Origin of the sequence: Streptomyces sp. STR69 (assembly GCF_024519455.1) — a bacterium.
Taxonomy (GTDB): Bacteria; Actinomycetota; Actinomycetes; order Streptomycetales; family Streptomycetaceae; genus Streptomyces.
Genome location: NZ_JALJRY010000004.1, coordinates 44,247 through 61,106, shown reverse-complemented (window position 1 = coordinate 61,106; position 16,860 = coordinate 44,247). Strand labels below are relative to the sequence as shown.

The following is a 16,860-nucleotide window of genomic DNA, read 5'->3' as shown; positions in this document are numbered from 1 at the left end:
CAGGAGATCCTGAATTCAGGAAATCCTGTACTGGCGGGCGGGCGGGCGGGCGGTCGGCCGGTCAGTGGTCGTGCGGGCCGGGTCGGTGGACGGGACCGTGGGCGTCGTCGCAGTGCGCGTCCCGGTCGTCGCCGGTGGCGCTGGTGATCTGCAGCAGGTCCGGTGTGTCCTCGCCCAGGTGGTCGACCTGCAGCGTGGCATGGCTGATGCGGTAGTCCTCCAGGAGCATCTTCTGCAGGCCGCGGCGCACGGCGTGGCAGTCGCCGCCCGGCTCGACCAGGACGTGGGCGGACAGGGCGCTCTGGCCGGAGGTGATCGTCCAGACGTGCAGGTCGTGAACCTCGACCACGGTGTCCTGCGCGGCCAGGCGGTCGCCGACGGCGTCGGGGTCGATCCCGGCGGGCGCGGCTTCGAGGAAGATCCGTCCGGAGTCGCGGACCAGGCCGTAGCCGGCCTTGAGCATCAGGACCACCACGAGCAGGGAGGCGATCGCGTCCGCGCGGGCGAAGCCGGTGGTGAGGACGACGGCTCCGGCGACGGCGGTCGCGATGAAGCCGAACAGGTCGGTGAGGATGTGCTGGTAGGTGCCCTCGACGTTCAAGGAGGTGCGGTTGGCCCTTGAGATGCACCAGGTGGCCACCAGGTTGACCACCACTCCGACCAGGGCGGTGACCAGGACCAGGCCGCCGGTGACCTCCGGCGGGGAGACGAGGCGACTCACCGCCTCGTAGGCCAGCCACACCGAAAGGAGCAGCAGGGTCAGGCCGTTGGCCTGCGCGGACAGGATCTCCACGCGCTTGAGACCGTAGGTGAACTGCCCCTTCGCCGGGCGGGCCGCCAGTCGCATCGCGACCAGTGCCAGCACGATGGACGCGACGTCGGTGAGCATGTGCGCGGCGTCCGAGATCAGCGCCAGCGAGTTGGCCGCCACCCCGACCACGACCTCGGCGAGCATGAACACACTGATCAGCACCAGGGCGATCGTCAGCCAGCGCCGGTCGGCGTCCGCGGACACCCCGTGGGAGTGACCGGAATGACCGCCACCGCTCTCGTGGTCGTGGCCGCCGTGCTCGTGGTCGTGATGGTCGGACACGGGAACTCCCAGGAGTCGCGGTTCTGCGTCGGCGGAGAGCAAGTCAACCGCGCCCCGGAGGGTTTCACCAAAGACTGCAATGAGCACCGTTACCACTGTCACCTGCGGCGATGCCGGGACCCCGTGCCTTACGCCGGCCGCGAGCGGTTCACTCCCGAGTCCGGGCTCCCCTGCCGACCGGCCGGAACCGGCTCGGCGACAGCGCTGCGTGAGCGGCTGTGACGAAGGGTGCCTGACGGGAGTTCTCCCAGTTCAGGCACCCTTTTGTCCGAGCTTGTGGGCCTAGAAGAAGCCGAGCTTCTTCGGCGAGTAGCTCACCAGCAGGTTCTTCGTCTGCTGGTAGTGCTCCAGCATCATCTTGTGGTTCTCACGGCCGATACCGGACTGCTTGTAGCCGCCGAACGCCGCGTGCGCGGGGTACGCGTGGTAGCAGTTCGTCCACACCCGGCCCGCCTGGATCGCCCGGCCCGCGCGGTACGCCGTGTTGATGTCCCGGGTCCACACACCGGCGCCGAGACCGTACAGCGTGTCGTTCGCGACCTTGATCGCGTCGTCGAAGTCGTCGAACGACGTCACCGAGACCACCGGCCCGAAGATCTCCTCCTGGAAGATCCGCATCCGGTTGTCCCCCTCGAAGATCGTCGGCTGGACGTAGTAGCCGCCCTTCAACTCGCCGTCGTAGTCGAGACGTTCACCACCCGTGAGGATCTTCGCACCCTCCTGCCGACCGATGTCCAGGTAGGAGAGGATCTTCTCCAGCTGGTCGTTGGAGGCCTGGGCGCCGATCATCGTGTCGGTGTCGAGCGGGTGCCCCGGCTTGATCAACTCCGTGCGGGCGATGGCCGCCTGGAGGAAGTCGGAGTAGTGGCCGCGCTGGATCAGCGCCCGGGACGGGCAGGTGCACACCTCGCCCTGGTTGAGCGCGAACATCGTGAAGCCTTCGAGCGCCTTGTCCAGGAAGTCGTCGTTCGCCGACGACACGTCGTCGAAGAAGATGTTCGGCGACTTGCCGCCCAGTTCCAGCGTGACCGGCTTGATGTTCTCGGAGGCGTACTGCATGATCAACCGCCCCGTGGTGGTCTCACCGGTGAAGGCGACCTTCGCCACGCGCGGGCTGGACGCGAGCGGCTTGCCCGCCTCGACTCCGAAGCCGTTGACGATGTTCACCACACCCGGCGGCAACAGGTCCGCGATCAGGCTCATCCAGTAGTGGATGGATGCCGGGGTCTGCTCGGCCGGCTTGATGACGACCGCGTTGCCCGCCGCGAGGGCCGGGGCAAGCTTCCAAGTCGCCATCAGGATGGGGAAGTTCCACGGGATGATCTGCGCCACGACCCCGAGCGGCTCGTGGAAGTGGTACGCCACCGTGTCGTCGTCGACCTCACCCAGCGAACCCTCCTGCGCCCGGATCGCCCCCGCGAAGTAGCGGAAGTGATCGATGGCCAGCGGGATGTCGGCGGCGAGGGTCTCGCGGATCGGCTTGCCGTTCTCCCAGCTCTCCGCGACCGCGAGGGGCTCCAGGTTCGCTTCCATCCGGTCGGCGATCTTGAGCAGGATGTCGGAACGCTCGGTCACCGAGGAGCGCCCCCAGCCCGGCGCGGCGGCGTGCGCCGCGTCCAACGCCCGCTCCACGTCCTCCGCGGTGCCACGCGCGATCTCCGTGAACGGCTGCCCGTTCACCGGGGACGGGTTCTCGAAGTACTGCCCGCGAGCCGGCGGCACGTACTCGCCGCCGATGAAGTGGTCGTAGCGCGACTGGTAGGAGACGATCGCGCCCTCGGTGCCGGGTGCCGCGTAACGGGTCATGCTGATGTGCCTCCCGGAGCAGCGCTGCCCGCCGTTGGGCAGCTCTCGGCGCGAGGCTAGGGAGCGGGACGTTGCATGTACGTTGCGGTGCCTCCCGTGAGGTACGTCAGCCGAGTCACGTCAGCGGCCCGTCCCCCGGGACCAAGGACCCGGTGCCGCCAACTCCGACTCCAGGGCGGCGAGCCGGGAGCGCACCGGTGCCGTCGGACGTATCGCCGCGAGCGCCCGCCAGACGTCGAGGTCGTCCTCGCCCCAGGGCGCGTGCGCCCAGTCGGCCAGCAGGTCGGGGTCACGGCGGGCGATCAACGCCGTACGGACGCCGTCCGCCAGGCGGGCCCTGAGCCGTACCACCGCCGGGGCCTGCGAACCCGGCAGCAACGGACCCGTGTACGCCGTCGCGGCCCCCGTGACCGCACCTCCTTCCAGTCGCCGTTCGACGATCGCCACATCGGACTCGACCGGCAGCGTGAGCCGGTAAGGACGCGAGGCGAGCAGACCGGGGCCCAACAGCCTGCGCAGCCGCGCCAGTTCGGCCCGCAGCGTCACCGGCGGCACCGACTCGTCCTCGTAGAGCGCGCACAGCAGCTCGTCGCCGGTCAGCCCCTCGGGATGCCGGGCCAGCAGCACCAGGATCTCGCTGTGCCGACGGCTCAGCCTCATCTTGCGTCCGCCGAAGCACAGTTGGGCCTCGTCCCGGCCGAGTGCGGACAGCTCGGGTCCGTCGACCGACGTCTGCTCCGGGGCGAGCAGCGCCAACTGGGACTCGGCGGCACGCGCCACCGCCTGCACGAAGCCCAGGCTGTGCGGATGCGCCAGCCCGTTCCCGCCGGTGATGTCCACGGCTCCGAGGACCCGCCCGGTGCGCGGATCGTGCACCGGAGCCGCCGCGCACGTCCACGGCTGGACCCGCCGGATGAAGTGCTCGGCCGCGAACACCTGCACCGGCCGGTCCACGGCGACCGCCGTACCCGGCGCGTTCGTTCCGACCGCGCTCTCCGACCAGCGCGCACCCGGCACGAAGTTCATCCGGTCTGCCTTCCGCCGGGTCGCCGGATGCCCCTCGACCCACAACAGCCTGCCCTGCGCGTCGCACACCGCGAGCAGGTGCTCGCCGTCCGCGGCGAACGTGCCCATCAGCTCCCGGATCAGCGGCATCACCCGCGCCAGCGGATGCTGCGCGCGATAGACGCCCAGGTCGCCGTCCGTGAGTTCGACGTTCGCCGTGCCTTCGGGACCGACACCGGCACGTGCCGAACGCCGCCAGGAATCCGCCACCACCGAGCGCACCGGCGGCGGTACCGTGCCCGCCACGGCGAACGTCTCGTGCGCCCGGCGAAGCACCCGCACCCGCTCGGCAGGGTCGGCCCCCGGCTCCAGGGCCACCCATGGATCGGTCAACTCGGCCTCCCAGGAAGGCGATACAGCGTCGCGAGTACCGCGATACAGCGGTGACACGCCCGCGATACGGCGGGGAAACGCCTGCGGACATCGTCACTCCGGGGAAGGGTACGGACAACCGTTTCGACCGGGCCGGTCCGAACGCGGCACATCCCGGTCGGATCAGGCGTGGAGCAGGCGCGGATCGGGCCCCGGCCCGGGTCGGATCAGACGGAACCGACCAGCCTCATATAGCGGGTCCAGTCCCAGTTCGGCCCCGGATCGGTGTGGTCGGTGCCCGGCACCTCGTAGTGCCCGATGATGTGGGACCGGTCCCTGGGGAGCCCGTACTTCGCGCAGATCGCCGCCGTCAGTCTGGCCGACTGCTCGTAGAGCGCGTCGGTGAAGTACGCGGGCTGGTCCACCCAGCCCTCGTGCTCGATACCGATGCTGCGGGTGTTGTAGTCCCAGTTCCCCGCGTGCCAGGCGATGTTGGCCTCCCGCACGCACTGCGCCACATGCCCGTCGGTCGACCGTACGAGGTAGTGCGCGGACACCTTCTTCTTCGGATTCTGGAAGATGGACAACGTCGAGGAGTACGTCTCCTGGGTGACGTGAATGACCACGTAGTCGACGGGATAGGTGCTGGGGCGGCTGGACGCCGTGTAGTTGGAGGAGGTCGCCGGCTGCCACTCGGCCGACGGATAGTCGACGGCCTGCGGCTGCGCGTCGGCCTGTGGGGCGGGGAGTAACGCGTAGGGGACGGCGGCGAGGGCGGCGCCCTTCAGGAGCCATCGCCTGCTCGGGAGCGGTGTTGCCCGTTCCATGGTGGCGTTGCCTTTCGGTTCAGTGGCGGAGGGCCGCCGCGGTCTCACGCAACCGCGCGTGCAGTCCTCGGTGAGTCTCGCGCGCGGGCAGCCACTCTTTGCGGATCTTGGCGACGCAGGTGTAGTTGGTGTCGCACACGTTGGCCAACGGCGATTCGACCGCCTGGGTGGCGAATTGGTAGGCGTCCAGTTCGCTGAACCCGTAGTCCCGCACCAGCCAGCGCACCAGGTCGAGCTGCGAGATCCGGAACGCGTCCTCCAACGGACGTGCCGAACCCGTCGAGATGATGTGCGTGTCCGACTCGATGCGCGGCCAGGGCGTGGCGACGCCCTTGAGCAGCTCCACGATCACCATGGTGTTCATCGCGCACTCGACTGCGACACCACAGGTCTCGCCCTCGCCCTGCCGGGCGTGCCCGTCGCCGAGACTGAGGAGCGCGCCCTCGACGTTGACCCCGAGATAGCAGGTGACTCCGGCCCGCATCTCGGGTGTGTCCATGTTCCCGCCGTGCGCGTCGGGCACCAGTGCCGACCGCACCTCCAGGTTGGCGGGGGCCACACCCACCGTGCCGTGCATCGGGTCGAGAGGCAGCTCGATCTCGATGTCGCTGTCCCGCGCGCGGAACAACGCCGTACGGCGGGTGCGGTCCAACTGCCAGATCCAGACGGTCTCCGGAAGCGGCGGCTGCAGTGTCGCCGTGGTGTGCGTCGACGTGAGCGCGCCGAAGAGGGGGACCGTGGTCGAGGCGGCCCAGTCGCGGGCCGGTTCGATCGACACGAAGTGCACGGCGACGGTGTCACCCGGCTCCGCGCCCTCCACATGGAAGGGGCCGGTCTGCGGGTTGAGGAACGGGAACTCGCACACCTCGGACACCAGGTCCTTCTCGGACCGTACCCGCCCGGCGAAGCAGTCCTCCGTGTACAGGTCGAGAACCGTGCCGGGCGCGATGCGCGCCACGGGCGGCGCACCGCCGAACGTCCAGGCGTACTCGCCCGGTTCGGGCCGCACCGTCAGGATCCGGGGGTCGTTCATGGCTGTACTGCTCCGTTCTGAGGAGGACCGCCTGCGGCGGTTTCGTCGAGATGGACACGGGCGGTCTCGGCTATTCGCTCGGGGTGACGCCGTAGCAGGACCAGTAGTACTACGACGCCTGCCGCCATCCAGACGCCGACGACCGGTCCGGCGTAGGAGACGGGAGTGGTCAACTCGGTGACGAAGTCGAAGACCGGGAGACCCGCCGCGGTGAGCAGGGCCGGGACGAATGCCGCGATCCCGAGGAGGGGCACCAGCAGGTGTCGTAGCGGCTTGAGCAACTCGCGTCTGCGGCGCAGGAAGTAGCCCGCACAGGCCAGGTTCACGACGATGTAGACGGCGATGACGACCGTGACGATCACCGTGGCCAGCAGGAGGAACGCGGTCACCGGGTCGTAGCCGAGGCCGAGGCCCAGTACGGCGCCCACCGCGACGACGGTCTGCACGGCGATTCCGACGACGGGGGAGCGGTGGCGGGGGTGCAGCGTTGCGAGGACGCGGGGGAGTACCCGGATGCGAGCCAGGGCGAAGGCGGTGCGGGTCGAGACGGTGGCGCACGCGTTGGCGTTGGCGATCGTCGAGTTGACCACGGCCAGGAACACCAGGACCCAGAACAGCCCGAACGACGCGCGTGCCACCCCCTCCCAGGACGCCGCGCCGGAGGCACCGAACTCGGCGAAGCGGTCCGGGCCGAAGTACACCGTCATGGCGTAGGTCGTCAGCACGTAGAAGAGGCCGATACCGAGGGCCGCGCCGAGCACCGCGCGGTGCATCGTCCGGCGCGGGTCCCGGGTCTCCTCGGCGAGCGGCGCCGCGGCCTCGAACCCGGCGAACGCGAGCACCGTGTAGACCGAGCCGGCGAAGACCCCGCCGAGGCCCGAGTAGTCCTTACCTGTGTGCGAAGTGCCGAACACGGACAGGGAGTTGGCGCTGCCGGCCTTGCCGATCAGCCACACGGCGAACACCAGGAAGACAAGGATCTCGAAGACCCCGAGCACCGTGCCGAAGCGGGCGGAGGCGCGCACTCCGAACCAGCCCGCCGCCGCGATGACCGCTGCGCCCGCGAGCGCCCACGGCCACCACAGGCTCTCCGGATACGAGGACCACTCCTGGTGCAGGGTGCCCGCCGTGGTGAAGCCGAGTTGAAGGAGCAGCAGCGGTGGCACCAGTGCCTCCACGAAGACATAGCCCCAGCCGACCAGGAAGCCGACGGCCGGATGCAGTCCCTGTGCCGCGTACGTGGCGACCGAACCGGCGGCGGGCAACTCCCGGGCCAGCTCCGCCACGCAGGACGCGGTGAACAGGCAGGCCACCAGCGCGATCAGTACCGACAGCGGCAGACTGCCGCCCGCGAAGGCCGCGCCCGACGGGATCGACGCGGCGACCGCCGCGGCCGGCGCCATCGCCGTGACGCTCTGGAAGAGAACCTCGCGCAGGCCGACGGCATCCCGCCGCAGCCCCTGAACTGTCTCCGCCGACACGTGAATCCCCCCTCGTCCACCTGTCCATCCGTGCACGCCCGCCGTTGTCACGTCACGACGGCTGCGCCTCGCGTGAATCACGGTACGGCGCTTGCGGGTTGGGCAGTAGGGCGTGGCGTGCTTCCGTGGACGACGGAGGAACTGTGGAAAACCCGGCCACTCGGACGAGTGAAGTCGGTTGTGTTTCAGGCCCGTTCGGTCGCGATGTCCACAGTCCGTTCGGCCACCGCCGCCGGGTCGTCGAGCACGGCCCGCACCACCGAGTGCGCGGCCCCCAGCAGCGGACCCTCGGGCCCCAGCCGCGACACCGACACCGGACAGGCCGGGCCCGCGGTGCGCCGCGCCAACTCGGCCTCCAGCGACGGCAGAAGCCAGGGCGCGAGCCCGGACAGGGCGCCGCCCAGCACCACAAGCTGAGGATCGAGCAGATTGACCGCGCCGGTCAGCGCGATACCGAGCGCCGTGCCGGCGTCGTGCAGGGCACGTCGTACCGCCTCGTCGCCGTCGGCGGCGCGGGTGGCCAGCAGCCCGACCCGGTCCGCGCCGGGCTCAAGACCGGCGGCGCGCAGCACCGCCTCCTCGCCCGCGTACTGTTCGAGACAACCGCGCCCGCCGCACGCGCACTCCGGCCCGTCCGGACGCACCGGCACATGCCCCAACTCGCCCGCGAATCCACGCGTTCCGCGCAGCAGCCCGCCGTCCACGACGACCGCCGCGCCGATACCGATCTCGGCCGACACATGCAGGAAGTCACGCGGGGTGGTCTCGCCCAGCCAGAGTTCGGCGAGCCCGCCGAAGTTGGCCTCGTTGTCCACAGTGGGCGGGAGCTCGGCGGGCAGCAGGGCGCCGAGATCCGTGTCGTGCCAGTCGAGGTTCGGGGCGCGGACGACCGTACGGCCGTCGCGGGCCACCAGACCGGGCACGGCGACCGCGAGCCCGGCCGGCCACAGGCCCTCCGCGTCCGCCTCGGCGACGACCCGCCGTACCAGCGCGGTGAGTTCGGCGAGTACCGGCTCGGGGGAACGGCCGCGGTTCACACCGTGCCGCACCGCCCGGGCCCGTATCTCGCCGCGCAGATCGACCGCGCAGACCGCGAGATGGTCGACCCCGATCTCCGCGCCGATCCCGGCCGGACCGCGCCCGCTGACGGCGAGCGCCGATCCGGGGCGGCCCACCCGGCCGGGCCGCTCGGGGCCCAGCTCTTCGATGAGCCCCGACCGGATCAGCTCGTCCACCAGCGTCGACACCGCCGCACGGGTCAGCCCGATGCGCGAGGCGACGGCCGCACGGGAGAGCGGACCCTCGGCGCTCACCGTGTGCATCACCCGGGCGAGGTTGCGGCGGCGCATGCCCTGCTGGGTGTCGGGCAGGGCACGCCCGGGCCCGTTGGGGTGCGCCTCGTGCAGCGGTGCGGTCATGCCTCGCTCAGTCCTCGATCGGTGTGCGTCAACGGCCGCTCGGGTCGCGTTCGAGCAGCGGAGCCGCGTCGGAGAGTACCCCGGAGATCCTGGCGAACGTCGCCTCGTCCCGCTCCACGGCGTCCAGCACCGGCCCGGCGGCCGTGTTCCAACGCCGGGCCACCGCGGCCGGGTCCTCGCCGGTCAGCAGGCCCGCGGCTTGCGCGGCGGCGCCGAGCGCGACCAGCTCCTTCGCCTCGGGCACCTGGACGGGACGTCCCGACAGTCGCCGTACCGTCTCCTGCCAGGCCGTGCCGCGCGCGCCCCCGCCGATCAGCAACAGCGGTGTGGTGCGGTCCGCGTCCTCGTCGAGGACCAGGTCGAGCGCGCCCAGCAGCGCGTGTACGGCACCGTCGTAGGCGGCCTGGAGAAGCTGGCCGCCGGTGGTGTCGTGGCGCAGGCCGTGCAGGAGTCCCGAGGCGTTGGGGAGGTTCGGGGTGCGCTCGCCGTCCAGGTAGGGGAGCAGCGTGACCGACGTGCCGGGTTCCACGGCCTCCCGGTCCAGGCCGAGCAGGGCCGCGATCCGGTCGACGGCGAGGGTGCAGTTCAGGGTGCAGGCCAGGGGCAGCCAGTCACCGTGCGCGTCGGCGAAGCCCGCGACCGTGCCGGACGGGTCGGCGGGGCGGTGTTTCGACACCGCGTACACCGTGCCCGAGGTGCCGAGGCTGAGCACGGGCACGCCGGGGCGGAGCCCGAGGCCCAGTGCGGCGGCGGCGTTGTCGCCGGTTCCGGGGGCCACCAGGGTGCCCTTGGAGAACGGCAGGTCGTGGCAGTCCCGCACCGTCCCAGCTACCTCGCCCGGCCGCACCACCCGGGGCAGCAGCGCCGGGTCGAGCCCGACGTGCCGGAGGATCTCCTCGTCGTACGACTCGGTCCCCGAGGCCCACCAGCCCGTGCCGGAGGCGTCGCCGCGGTCGGTGGTGCCCTGGCCCGTGAGCCGCTCGGTGAGGTAGTCGTGGGGGAGACGTACGGCCGCCGTGGCCCGTACCGACTCCGGTTCGTGCTCGGCGAGCCAGGCCCATTTAGTGACCGTGAAGGAAGCGCCGGGCACGCTGCCGGTGCGCTCCGCCCAGGACTTCGGACCGCCCAGTTCCTCGATCAGACGGGTGGCCTGCGGCGCCGACCGCACGTCGTTCCACAGCATGGCAGGGCGCACCGGCTCGCCCCGGGCGTCCAGGGTGACCAGGCCGTGCTGCTGGCCGCCGATCGACACGGCCGCCGCTTCGTGGGCCGCGTCCCCGCACTGGCGCAGGGCCTCGCACAGGGCGTCCCACCATTGCCGGGGGTCGCTCTCCCGGCCGGCCCCCGAGGAGACGGTGTGCGGCGCCTGGCCACTCGCGACGATCTGGCCGGTGGACACGTCGACGACCAGTGCCTTGGTGGACTGCGTGGACGAATCCACGCCGACGACGAGCGGACCCTCGGCTGCTGACATCGGGTTTCTCCCTTGTGTGCGGCATGTGTCTCCGCCCGGAGACACATTGTCCCTTCCCAGAGACGCTCCGGCATACTAATTTGTAAACCGCCATGACGAAATAGTCGGAGCGAAGCAACAAGGAGCCGCGTCATGAACTACCAGCCCACCCCCGAGGACAGGTTCACCTTCGGCCTGTGGACCGTCGGCTGGCAGGGAAGGGACCCGTTCGGCGACGCCACCCGCCGCGCCCTCGACCCGGTCGAGACGGTGCAGCGCCTGTCCGAGCTCGGTGCCCACGGTGTGACCTTCCACGACGACGACCTGATCCCCTTCGGGTCCTCGGACACCGAGCGCGAGGCGCACATCAAGCGCTTCCGCGAGGCCCTCGACGCGACCGGCATGAAGGTGCCGATGGCGACCACCAACCTCTTCACACACCCCGTCTTCAAGGACGGCGCGTTCACCGCGAACGACCGCGACGTGCGCCGCTACGCCCTGCGCAAGACGATCCGCAACATCGATCTCGCCGCCGAGCTGGGCGCCGAGACCTACGTCGCCTGGGGCGGCCGTGAGGGCGCCGAGTCCGGCGCCGCCAAGGACGTGCGCGTCGCCCTCGACCGCATGAAGGAGGCCTTCGACCTCCTCGGCGAGTACGTCACCGAACAGGGCTACAGCCTGAAGTTCGCCATCGAGCCCAAGCCGAACGAGCCCCGCGGCGACATCCTGCTCCCCACCGTCGGCCACGCCCTGGCGTTCATCGAGCGCCTGGAGCGCCCCGAGCTCTACGGCGTCAACCCCGAGGTCGGCCACGAGCAGATGGCCGGGCTCAACTTCCCGCACGGCATCGCCCAGGCCCTGTGGGCGGGCAAGCTCTTCCACATCGACCTCAACGGCCAGTCCGGCATCAAGTACGACCAGGACCTGCGCTTCGGCAACGGCGACCTGCGTGCCGCCTTCTGGCTGGTCGACCTCCTGGAGAGCGCCGGTTACGCCGGCCCGAAGCACTTCGACTTCAAGCCGCCGCGCACCGAGGACCTCGACGGCGTGTGGGCGTCGGCGGCGGGCTGCATGCGCAACTACCTGATCCTGAAGGAGCGTTCGGCCGCCTTCCGCGCCGACCCGGTGGTCCAGGAGGCGCTGCGCGCCTCGCGTCTGGACGAACTGGCCCAGCAGACCGCGGCGGACGGCCTCAAGGCGCTGCTCGCGGACCGCTCGGCGTTCGAGGACTTCGACGTGGAGGCCGCCGCCAAGCGCGGGATGGCCTTCGAGCAGCTCGATCAGCTCGCCATGGACCACCTCCTGGGAGCACGCGGCTGACGGCACGCACGCGTGCGTCACTCACGAGCCCGCCGGTTTTCGTAGGTTCGCCCTCGGTTTTCGTGAGTTCCCCTTTCTGACCGACCTCCGCGCGAAGTGCTCCGGAATCATGCGATCCATGGCATGGGTCCGTATCAACCACCGCGCGGGGGTCGCGTCATGACCTCCACGAGGCGACTCTTGACGGTATGGCCATGCCGCCCGTACCGCCTCGACCGCCCGGGCCACCGGACGCCACCCCGCCTCAAGGAGGCGGCTTCGGACCACCTCCCGGAGACTTCGGGCACGGATCGGGAGGGAGCTACGGAGACTACGAACCGCCGCCCCGTAGGCGCCCCCGACCGCTGTTCATCCTGCTCACCGTGATCGTGGCGGTCGGAGCCGTCGTGGCCGTCGCGCTGATGGTCTTCGGGGGACACGACTCACCGGACAAGAAGCAGCCGGCGGACGGCAGTTCGAGCAAGAGCCCGTCCCTGAGCCTCCCGACGAAACTCCCCACCAGCCTGCCGACCAAGCTCCCGACAGCGCTTCCCTCGAACCTCCCCTCGGAACTGCCGAGCGAGATCCCGAGCGACATCGAGTCGCTGCTCCCGTCCCTGCTCGGCTAGTTTCCTCAGGAGCCGGCGAGTCCTAGATGCCGTGGGGGAGCTTCAGGTACACCAGTGTCGTCTCGATACCGCTGTCGACCAGTCGCCCCTGTGCGTCGAACGCGCCCGCACCGTCCGTCATCCCGAAGTCGTTGTCATTGATCAGGGCGAGTGTGTCGTGGTCCACGCGCGCGATGCCCTCGATCTTCTGGGGCACCCCGGAAACAGTCCCCAGGTCCACGACCAGCTTCTTGGCCAGCACCGGGACACCCGCGGAGGCGGGGTCGTCGAGCTGCTCCAGCGACGGGGACGTCGTGTCGTCGTCGTAGCGCCCGCCCAGGATGTTCGACTTCCGCTCCAGCTTGACGAGTTGGAGCCGGGCAGCCTTGTCGGTGCGCTCCTCGACCAGAAGCCGGTCGTCGCCCACGGCGACCACCGAGGAGATCTTGAGTTCGGAAGTGTCGTCCTCGCTGGGGTCGACCACGTTCACCGGGTCGAAGCGGTACGCGTACTCCGCCGTGACCGCCTTCTTCTTCGTGGAGAAGCGCAGCAGACGGGTGTTGAGCCACGCGCCCCCGGCATCCCCGTCCGGCAGCGACAGCGGGCTCTGCAGGGCCATCACCAGGTCACCGCCGGGCAGTTGGGCGATCCCCTCGAAGCCGCGGTTGATCTTCCGGTGCAGCAGGACGGCCGGCAGCGCCTCCACCACCGGGTAGTCGGCCCCGGTCAACTGCAGCCCCTTGGGCACGTACCGCGTGAGCACCTTCCCGCGCACGGAGACATGCACCAGGGAAGGGCCGTATTCGTCGACGATCCAGAAGGAGCCGTCCCCGGCCCGCACGATGCCCTCGGTGTCCAGCCCGTTCGGGTTGTACGACAGCGGCGTCTGCGCGTCGTAGGAGTACGGCGCCTCGTCGCGTCCCTGCTGGTTCGACAGCCCGGTGACGCCCTTCCCGGAGGACGTGGTGATCGGGATGGCGTCCAGGACCTTCACCGTGTCCCCGGAGACGCGGATCTTCACGATCGCCGGGTCGAAACCGGGCACAGGGAACGTACGGCGCTTCGTCCCGCTCACCTTGATCTGGCCGTTGGGCCCGCGGTCGGTGATCGTCCAGTACTCGCCCTTGCGGCCGGCCGGGTAGATGTCGCTGCCGATGCCGCCGAGGTCCACTCCCCGGTCGTTGTCCACCGACCCGGGCAGCAGCGCGTTGCTGAACGCGCCGAGCGGGATGTCGCCCAGTGTCGCCGTGCGGGTGACATGGGCGGCCCCGCTCCCGGAAGGGGCTCCGGAGGCCGTACCGGCCGCCATGAGGGCGACTGCCACGGCGAGCGGAACGCCCGCCACGACGGGACGACGGACACGGCGCCGGACGGGGGCGTGCGGGGACATCTGGCCTCCTGAGGACAAATTCGTTGACAGCGGCCAGAGTTGGTCCCCATGAGGAACCGCGGTCGACGGCTGGATGAATCCAGGGTGTCGGCCGCTCGTCGGGCAGGCGCGAGTTCGAAGGCTGCACTCAGCGCGCGGGGCCGAACCACTTGGGCAGCCGCATGAGCAGGTCCTCCTGATCGTCACCGACCCAGGCCACGTGGCCGTCCGGCCTCAGGAGGACAGCGGGTACGTCCAGTTCGGCTTCCTCGCCGACATCGACGACGTGGTCGACGCGATCCGTCCACCCGGTCACCGAGAGCTTGCCGGTCCGGTCGAGCAGCAGCCCCCGGCCGCCGTGCATCAGCCCGTAGAGGTGCCCTTGCGTCAACTTCACGTCCCGCATCCGCCGGCCGAGGAGTTCATGTTCCTCGCCGAAGCCGAAGTCGTAGCGGATGCCCACCGCGGTGATCATCTCGGTCACGTACCGGTTCACCTCCTCGAAGTCCATCAGGGTGGAGAACAGCTCCCGTAGTGCGGTCGCACCCGGATCGGTCCCCAGGAGCGTGATCTGCGCGCGCGTGTTGTCGAGAACGCGCGCGCCCACCGGATGCCGTTCGGTGTGGTAGCTGTCCAACAGCCCTTCCGGAGCCCAACCGTTGACCGCGGCGGCCAGTTTCCAGCCGAGGTTGAAGGCGTCCTGCACACCGAGGTTGAGCCCCTGCCCACCGGTCGGCGGATGGACGTGCGCCGCGTCGCCGGCCAGCAGTACCCGGTCGACCCGGTAGCGCTCGGCCTGCCGCGTGGCGTCGCCGAACCGGGACAGCCAGCGCGGCGAGTGCACGCCGAAGTCGGTGCCCGCGACGGCCCGCAGCTGCCGCTTGAAGTCGTCCAGGGTCGGCGGGGTCGCACGGTCCTCGGCCACGCCGTCGGCGGGCACCACAACGCGGTACGTCCCGTTCTCGCCGGGGCCGACGCCGAACCGCAGTTGGGTCTTGCGGACTTCCTCGACGACGGCGGCGATGGTGGCCGGATCCGCGGTCACCGCCATTTCCCCCAGCAGCGTCTCGACCGTGGCGGGCTCCCCGGGGAAACCGACGCCGAGCGCCTTGCGCACGGCACTGCGGCCACCGTCGCACCCGACGAGGTAGCGCGAGCGCAGGCGCGAGCCGTCCGCCAACTCGGCGGTGACCCCGGCCGGGTCCTGACTCAGCCCGACGACCTCGCAGCCGCGCCGGATCTCTGCACCGAGTTCGACGGCACGCTCGCCGAGCAGCCGCTCGGTGACCGGCTGCGGGGTGGCGACGCCATAGGGATGTGCTGTGTCCAAGCGGTCCGGCCAGGGCTTGACGATGCCTCCGAAGAGACCACCGACCGCGAACGTCTCACTCACCGCGAGAAACCGGTCGAGAAGACCGCGCTGGTCCATGATCTCGACGCTGCGCGCGTGCAGACCCTGCCCACGGGACTCCCCGGTCGGCTCGGTCAACTTCTCCAGAACGACCACGCGCACGCCGTGCAACCGCAATTCGCAGGCCAGCATCAAGCCGGTCGGTCCGCCGCCGACCACGATCACGTCTGTCATCGAAACACCCATTCAACGAGATTGGCTTCCGGTCGGGCGCCCTGAGGGCAGTTGCCTCGCGAACCCAGCGTTTCCGCAGGTCCTGGCCTCGGTCGGCCATTTTGCGGCACTACAGGGGCCTTGCCGCAAGCCCCGTGGTGCGCTATAAGTTGGGTGTGGCAAGGAGCGGACAACCTCCTTGCCATCGCGTTTTTCCGATGCCTTTTCCGACGCACTTCTGCGCGCGTTCGTTTTCTTGGGACCGGGTCGCTTGGGGTGTCGGCAACCCCCCTGCGAGGACCCGGGTGACCCCCGTACGGACACGGGGGGTGCCGCCATGGTCGCGACCGGTCACCGATTCGTACGTTTGCTCAGGTCACCCCGTTGCCTGAGAGAGCCGGAGACCGGACATGTCCCAGACCACCGCAGTCGTCGGCGCGCATGATCCCGGGGATGCCGTAGTGGCGTCCCCCGGAAGCGAGTTCGCGCCCCTCCTGCGCACGGTCAAGAGCCGAGGCCTACTGAAGCGGCGGCGCGTCTGGTACACGTTCTGCGTCTCCGTCAACGCCCTCGCGCTGGCCGGCATCGTGACCGGCATCGTCCTGATCGGCGACTCCTGGGCGACCCTGCTCCTGGCCCCGCTGCTCGCCGTATTCGGGGCCCGGACGGCCTTCATAGGCCACGACGCGGGCCACTCCCAGATCGCCGGCGGCAAGGCCGCCAACCGCCTCATCGGCCTGATCCACGGCAACCTGCTGCTGGGAATGAGTTACTCCTGGTGGAACGACAAGCACAACCGCCACCACGCCAACCCCAACCACGTCGACAAGGACCCGGACGTCGTCGCCGACATCCTCGTGTTCACCGGTGAACAGGCCAAGGACCGTTCCGGTTTCCGGCGTTGGCTCACCCGCAACCAGGCGTGGCTGTTCTTCCCGCTCACCCTGCTCGAAGGCGTCGCCCTCAAGGTGCACGGTTTCCAGGACCTGCGACGACAGCCCCGGCGCGAACGGACCGTCGAAGGCGCGCTCCTGGTGAGCCATGTCGCGTCCTACGCCACGCTGCTGCTGACCTCGATGTCCCCAGGGAAGGCGCTCGCGTTCGCCGCACTGCACCAGGCCCTGTTCGGACTGCACCTCGGTCTTGCCTTCGCCCCCAACCACAAGGGCATGGAGATGCCGGACCCGAACGGCGAGCGATGGGGCCATCTCCGCCGCCAGGTGCTCACCTCACGGAACATCCGGGGCGGCCTCCTGACAGACTGGTTCCTCGGCGGGCTCAACTATCAGGTCGAACACCACCTCTTCCCGAGCATGCCGCGGCCCAGTCTGCGGCTCGCCCAGCCCTTGGTGCGCGCCCACTGCCAGGATGTGGGTATCCCCTACGTGGAGACCGGGCTCGTCGACTCCTACCGACAGGCCCTGCACCACCTCCACGAGGTGGGGGAGCCGCTGAGGCCGGAGTGGACGGAGTGACGACGGAACAGTCGACGGCTCGGGGACAGGCGGCCCTCGGGAGCCAGTAGGGGAGAC

Annotated in this window: 13 protein-coding genes; 3 read left to right on the top strand and 10 right to left on the bottom strand. The window is 70.1% G+C overall.

Features of this window, described 5'->3' with window-relative positions; translation table 11 throughout:
* Positions 1-61: 61 nt before the first annotated feature.
* The 8 genes from OC490_RS08690 to xylB form a co-directional block, all read right to left on the bottom strand.
* Positions 62-1,093, bottom strand: a complete 1,032-nt coding sequence (locus OC490_RS08690) for a cation diffusion facilitator family transporter (protein WP_262057262.1) — start codon at positions 1,091-1,093, stop codon at positions 62-64.
* A 282-nt stretch (positions 1,094-1,375) separates the two neighbouring features.
* Positions 1,376-2,899, bottom strand: a complete 1,524-nt coding sequence (locus tag OC490_RS08685; protein WP_262057261.1) for an aldehyde dehydrogenase family protein — start codon at positions 2,897-2,899, stop codon at positions 1,376-1,378.
* Positions 2,900-3,019: 120 nt separating this feature from the next.
* The gene (locus OC490_RS08680) at positions 3,020-4,297 is read right to left on the bottom strand and encodes a GAF domain-containing protein (protein ID WP_262057260.1); all 1,278 of its coding nucleotides are present in this window, start codon (positions 4,295-4,297) and stop codon (positions 3,020-3,022) included.
* Positions 4,298-4,503: 206 nt separating this feature from the next.
* Positions 4,504-5,103 carry an N-acetylmuramoyl-L-alanine amidase gene (locus tag OC490_RS08675; protein ID WP_262057259.1) on the bottom strand — a complete coding sequence of 200 codons (600 nt, stop codon included), beginning with the start codon at positions 5,101-5,103 and terminating at the stop codon, positions 4,504-4,506.
* Positions 5,104-5,122: 19 nt separating this feature from the next.
* A complete protein-coding gene (locus OC490_RS08670) occupies positions 5,123-6,136 on the bottom strand; it encodes an acetamidase/formamidase family protein (RefSeq protein ID WP_262057258.1) in 1,014 nt (337 codons plus the stop codon).
* The gene (locus OC490_RS08665) at positions 6,133-7,617 is read right to left on the bottom strand and encodes an APC family permease (protein WP_262057257.1); all 1,485 of its coding nucleotides are present in this window, start codon (positions 7,615-7,617) and stop codon (positions 6,133-6,135) included. The genes OC490_RS08670 and OC490_RS08665 overlap by 4 nt, the downstream gene beginning before the upstream one ends.
* 185 nt (positions 7,618-7,802) lie before the next feature.
* Entirely contained in the window at positions 7,803-9,035 is a 1,233-nt protein-coding gene (locus OC490_RS08660) for an ROK family transcriptional regulator (protein WP_262057256.1), read from the bottom strand.
* A gap of 28 nt (positions 9,036-9,063) precedes the next feature.
* On the bottom strand, positions 9,064-10,509 hold the full coding sequence (xylB, locus tag OC490_RS08655; RefSeq protein WP_262057255.1) for a xylulokinase: 1,446 nt from the start codon (positions 10,507-10,509) through the stop codon (positions 9,064-9,066).
* Positions 10,510-10,641: 132 nt separating this feature from the next.
* Between xylB and xylA the strand changes: the two genes are divergently transcribed.
* Positions 10,642-11,808, top strand: coding sequence for a xylose isomerase (xylA, locus tag OC490_RS08650; RefSeq protein ID WP_262057254.1), 1,167 nt, complete (start codon positions 10,642-10,644; stop codon positions 11,806-11,808).
* Between the two features lie 362 nt (positions 11,809-12,170).
* The gene (locus OC490_RS08645; protein WP_262057253.1) at positions 12,171-12,416 is read left to right on the top strand and encodes a hypothetical protein; all 246 of its coding nucleotides are present in this window, start codon (positions 12,171-12,173) and stop codon (positions 12,414-12,416) included.
* Positions 12,417-12,438: 22 nt separating this feature from the next.
* Here the strand turns inward: OC490_RS08645 and OC490_RS08640 are convergent, their stop codons facing one another.
* Entirely contained in the window at positions 12,439-13,785 is a 1,347-nt protein-coding gene (locus tag OC490_RS08640; protein ID WP_262057252.1) for an esterase-like activity of phytase family protein, read from the bottom strand.
* A 127-nt stretch (positions 13,786-13,912) separates the two neighbouring features.
* The gene (gene rox / locus OC490_RS08635; RefSeq protein ID WP_262057251.1) at positions 13,913-15,349 is read right to left on the bottom strand and encodes a rifampin monooxygenase; all 1,437 of its coding nucleotides are present in this window, start codon (positions 15,347-15,349) and stop codon (positions 13,913-13,915) included.
* Positions 15,350-15,738: 389 nt separating this feature from the next.
* On the opposite strand from rox, the gene OC490_RS08630 reads away from it, so the two are divergent.
* Complete coding sequence (locus tag OC490_RS08630) at positions 15,739-16,803, top strand: fatty acid desaturase family protein (RefSeq protein WP_262057250.1); 1,065 nt, start codon at positions 15,739-15,741, stop codon at positions 16,801-16,803.
* The last annotated feature ends 57 nt before the right edge of the window (positions 16,804-16,860 follow it).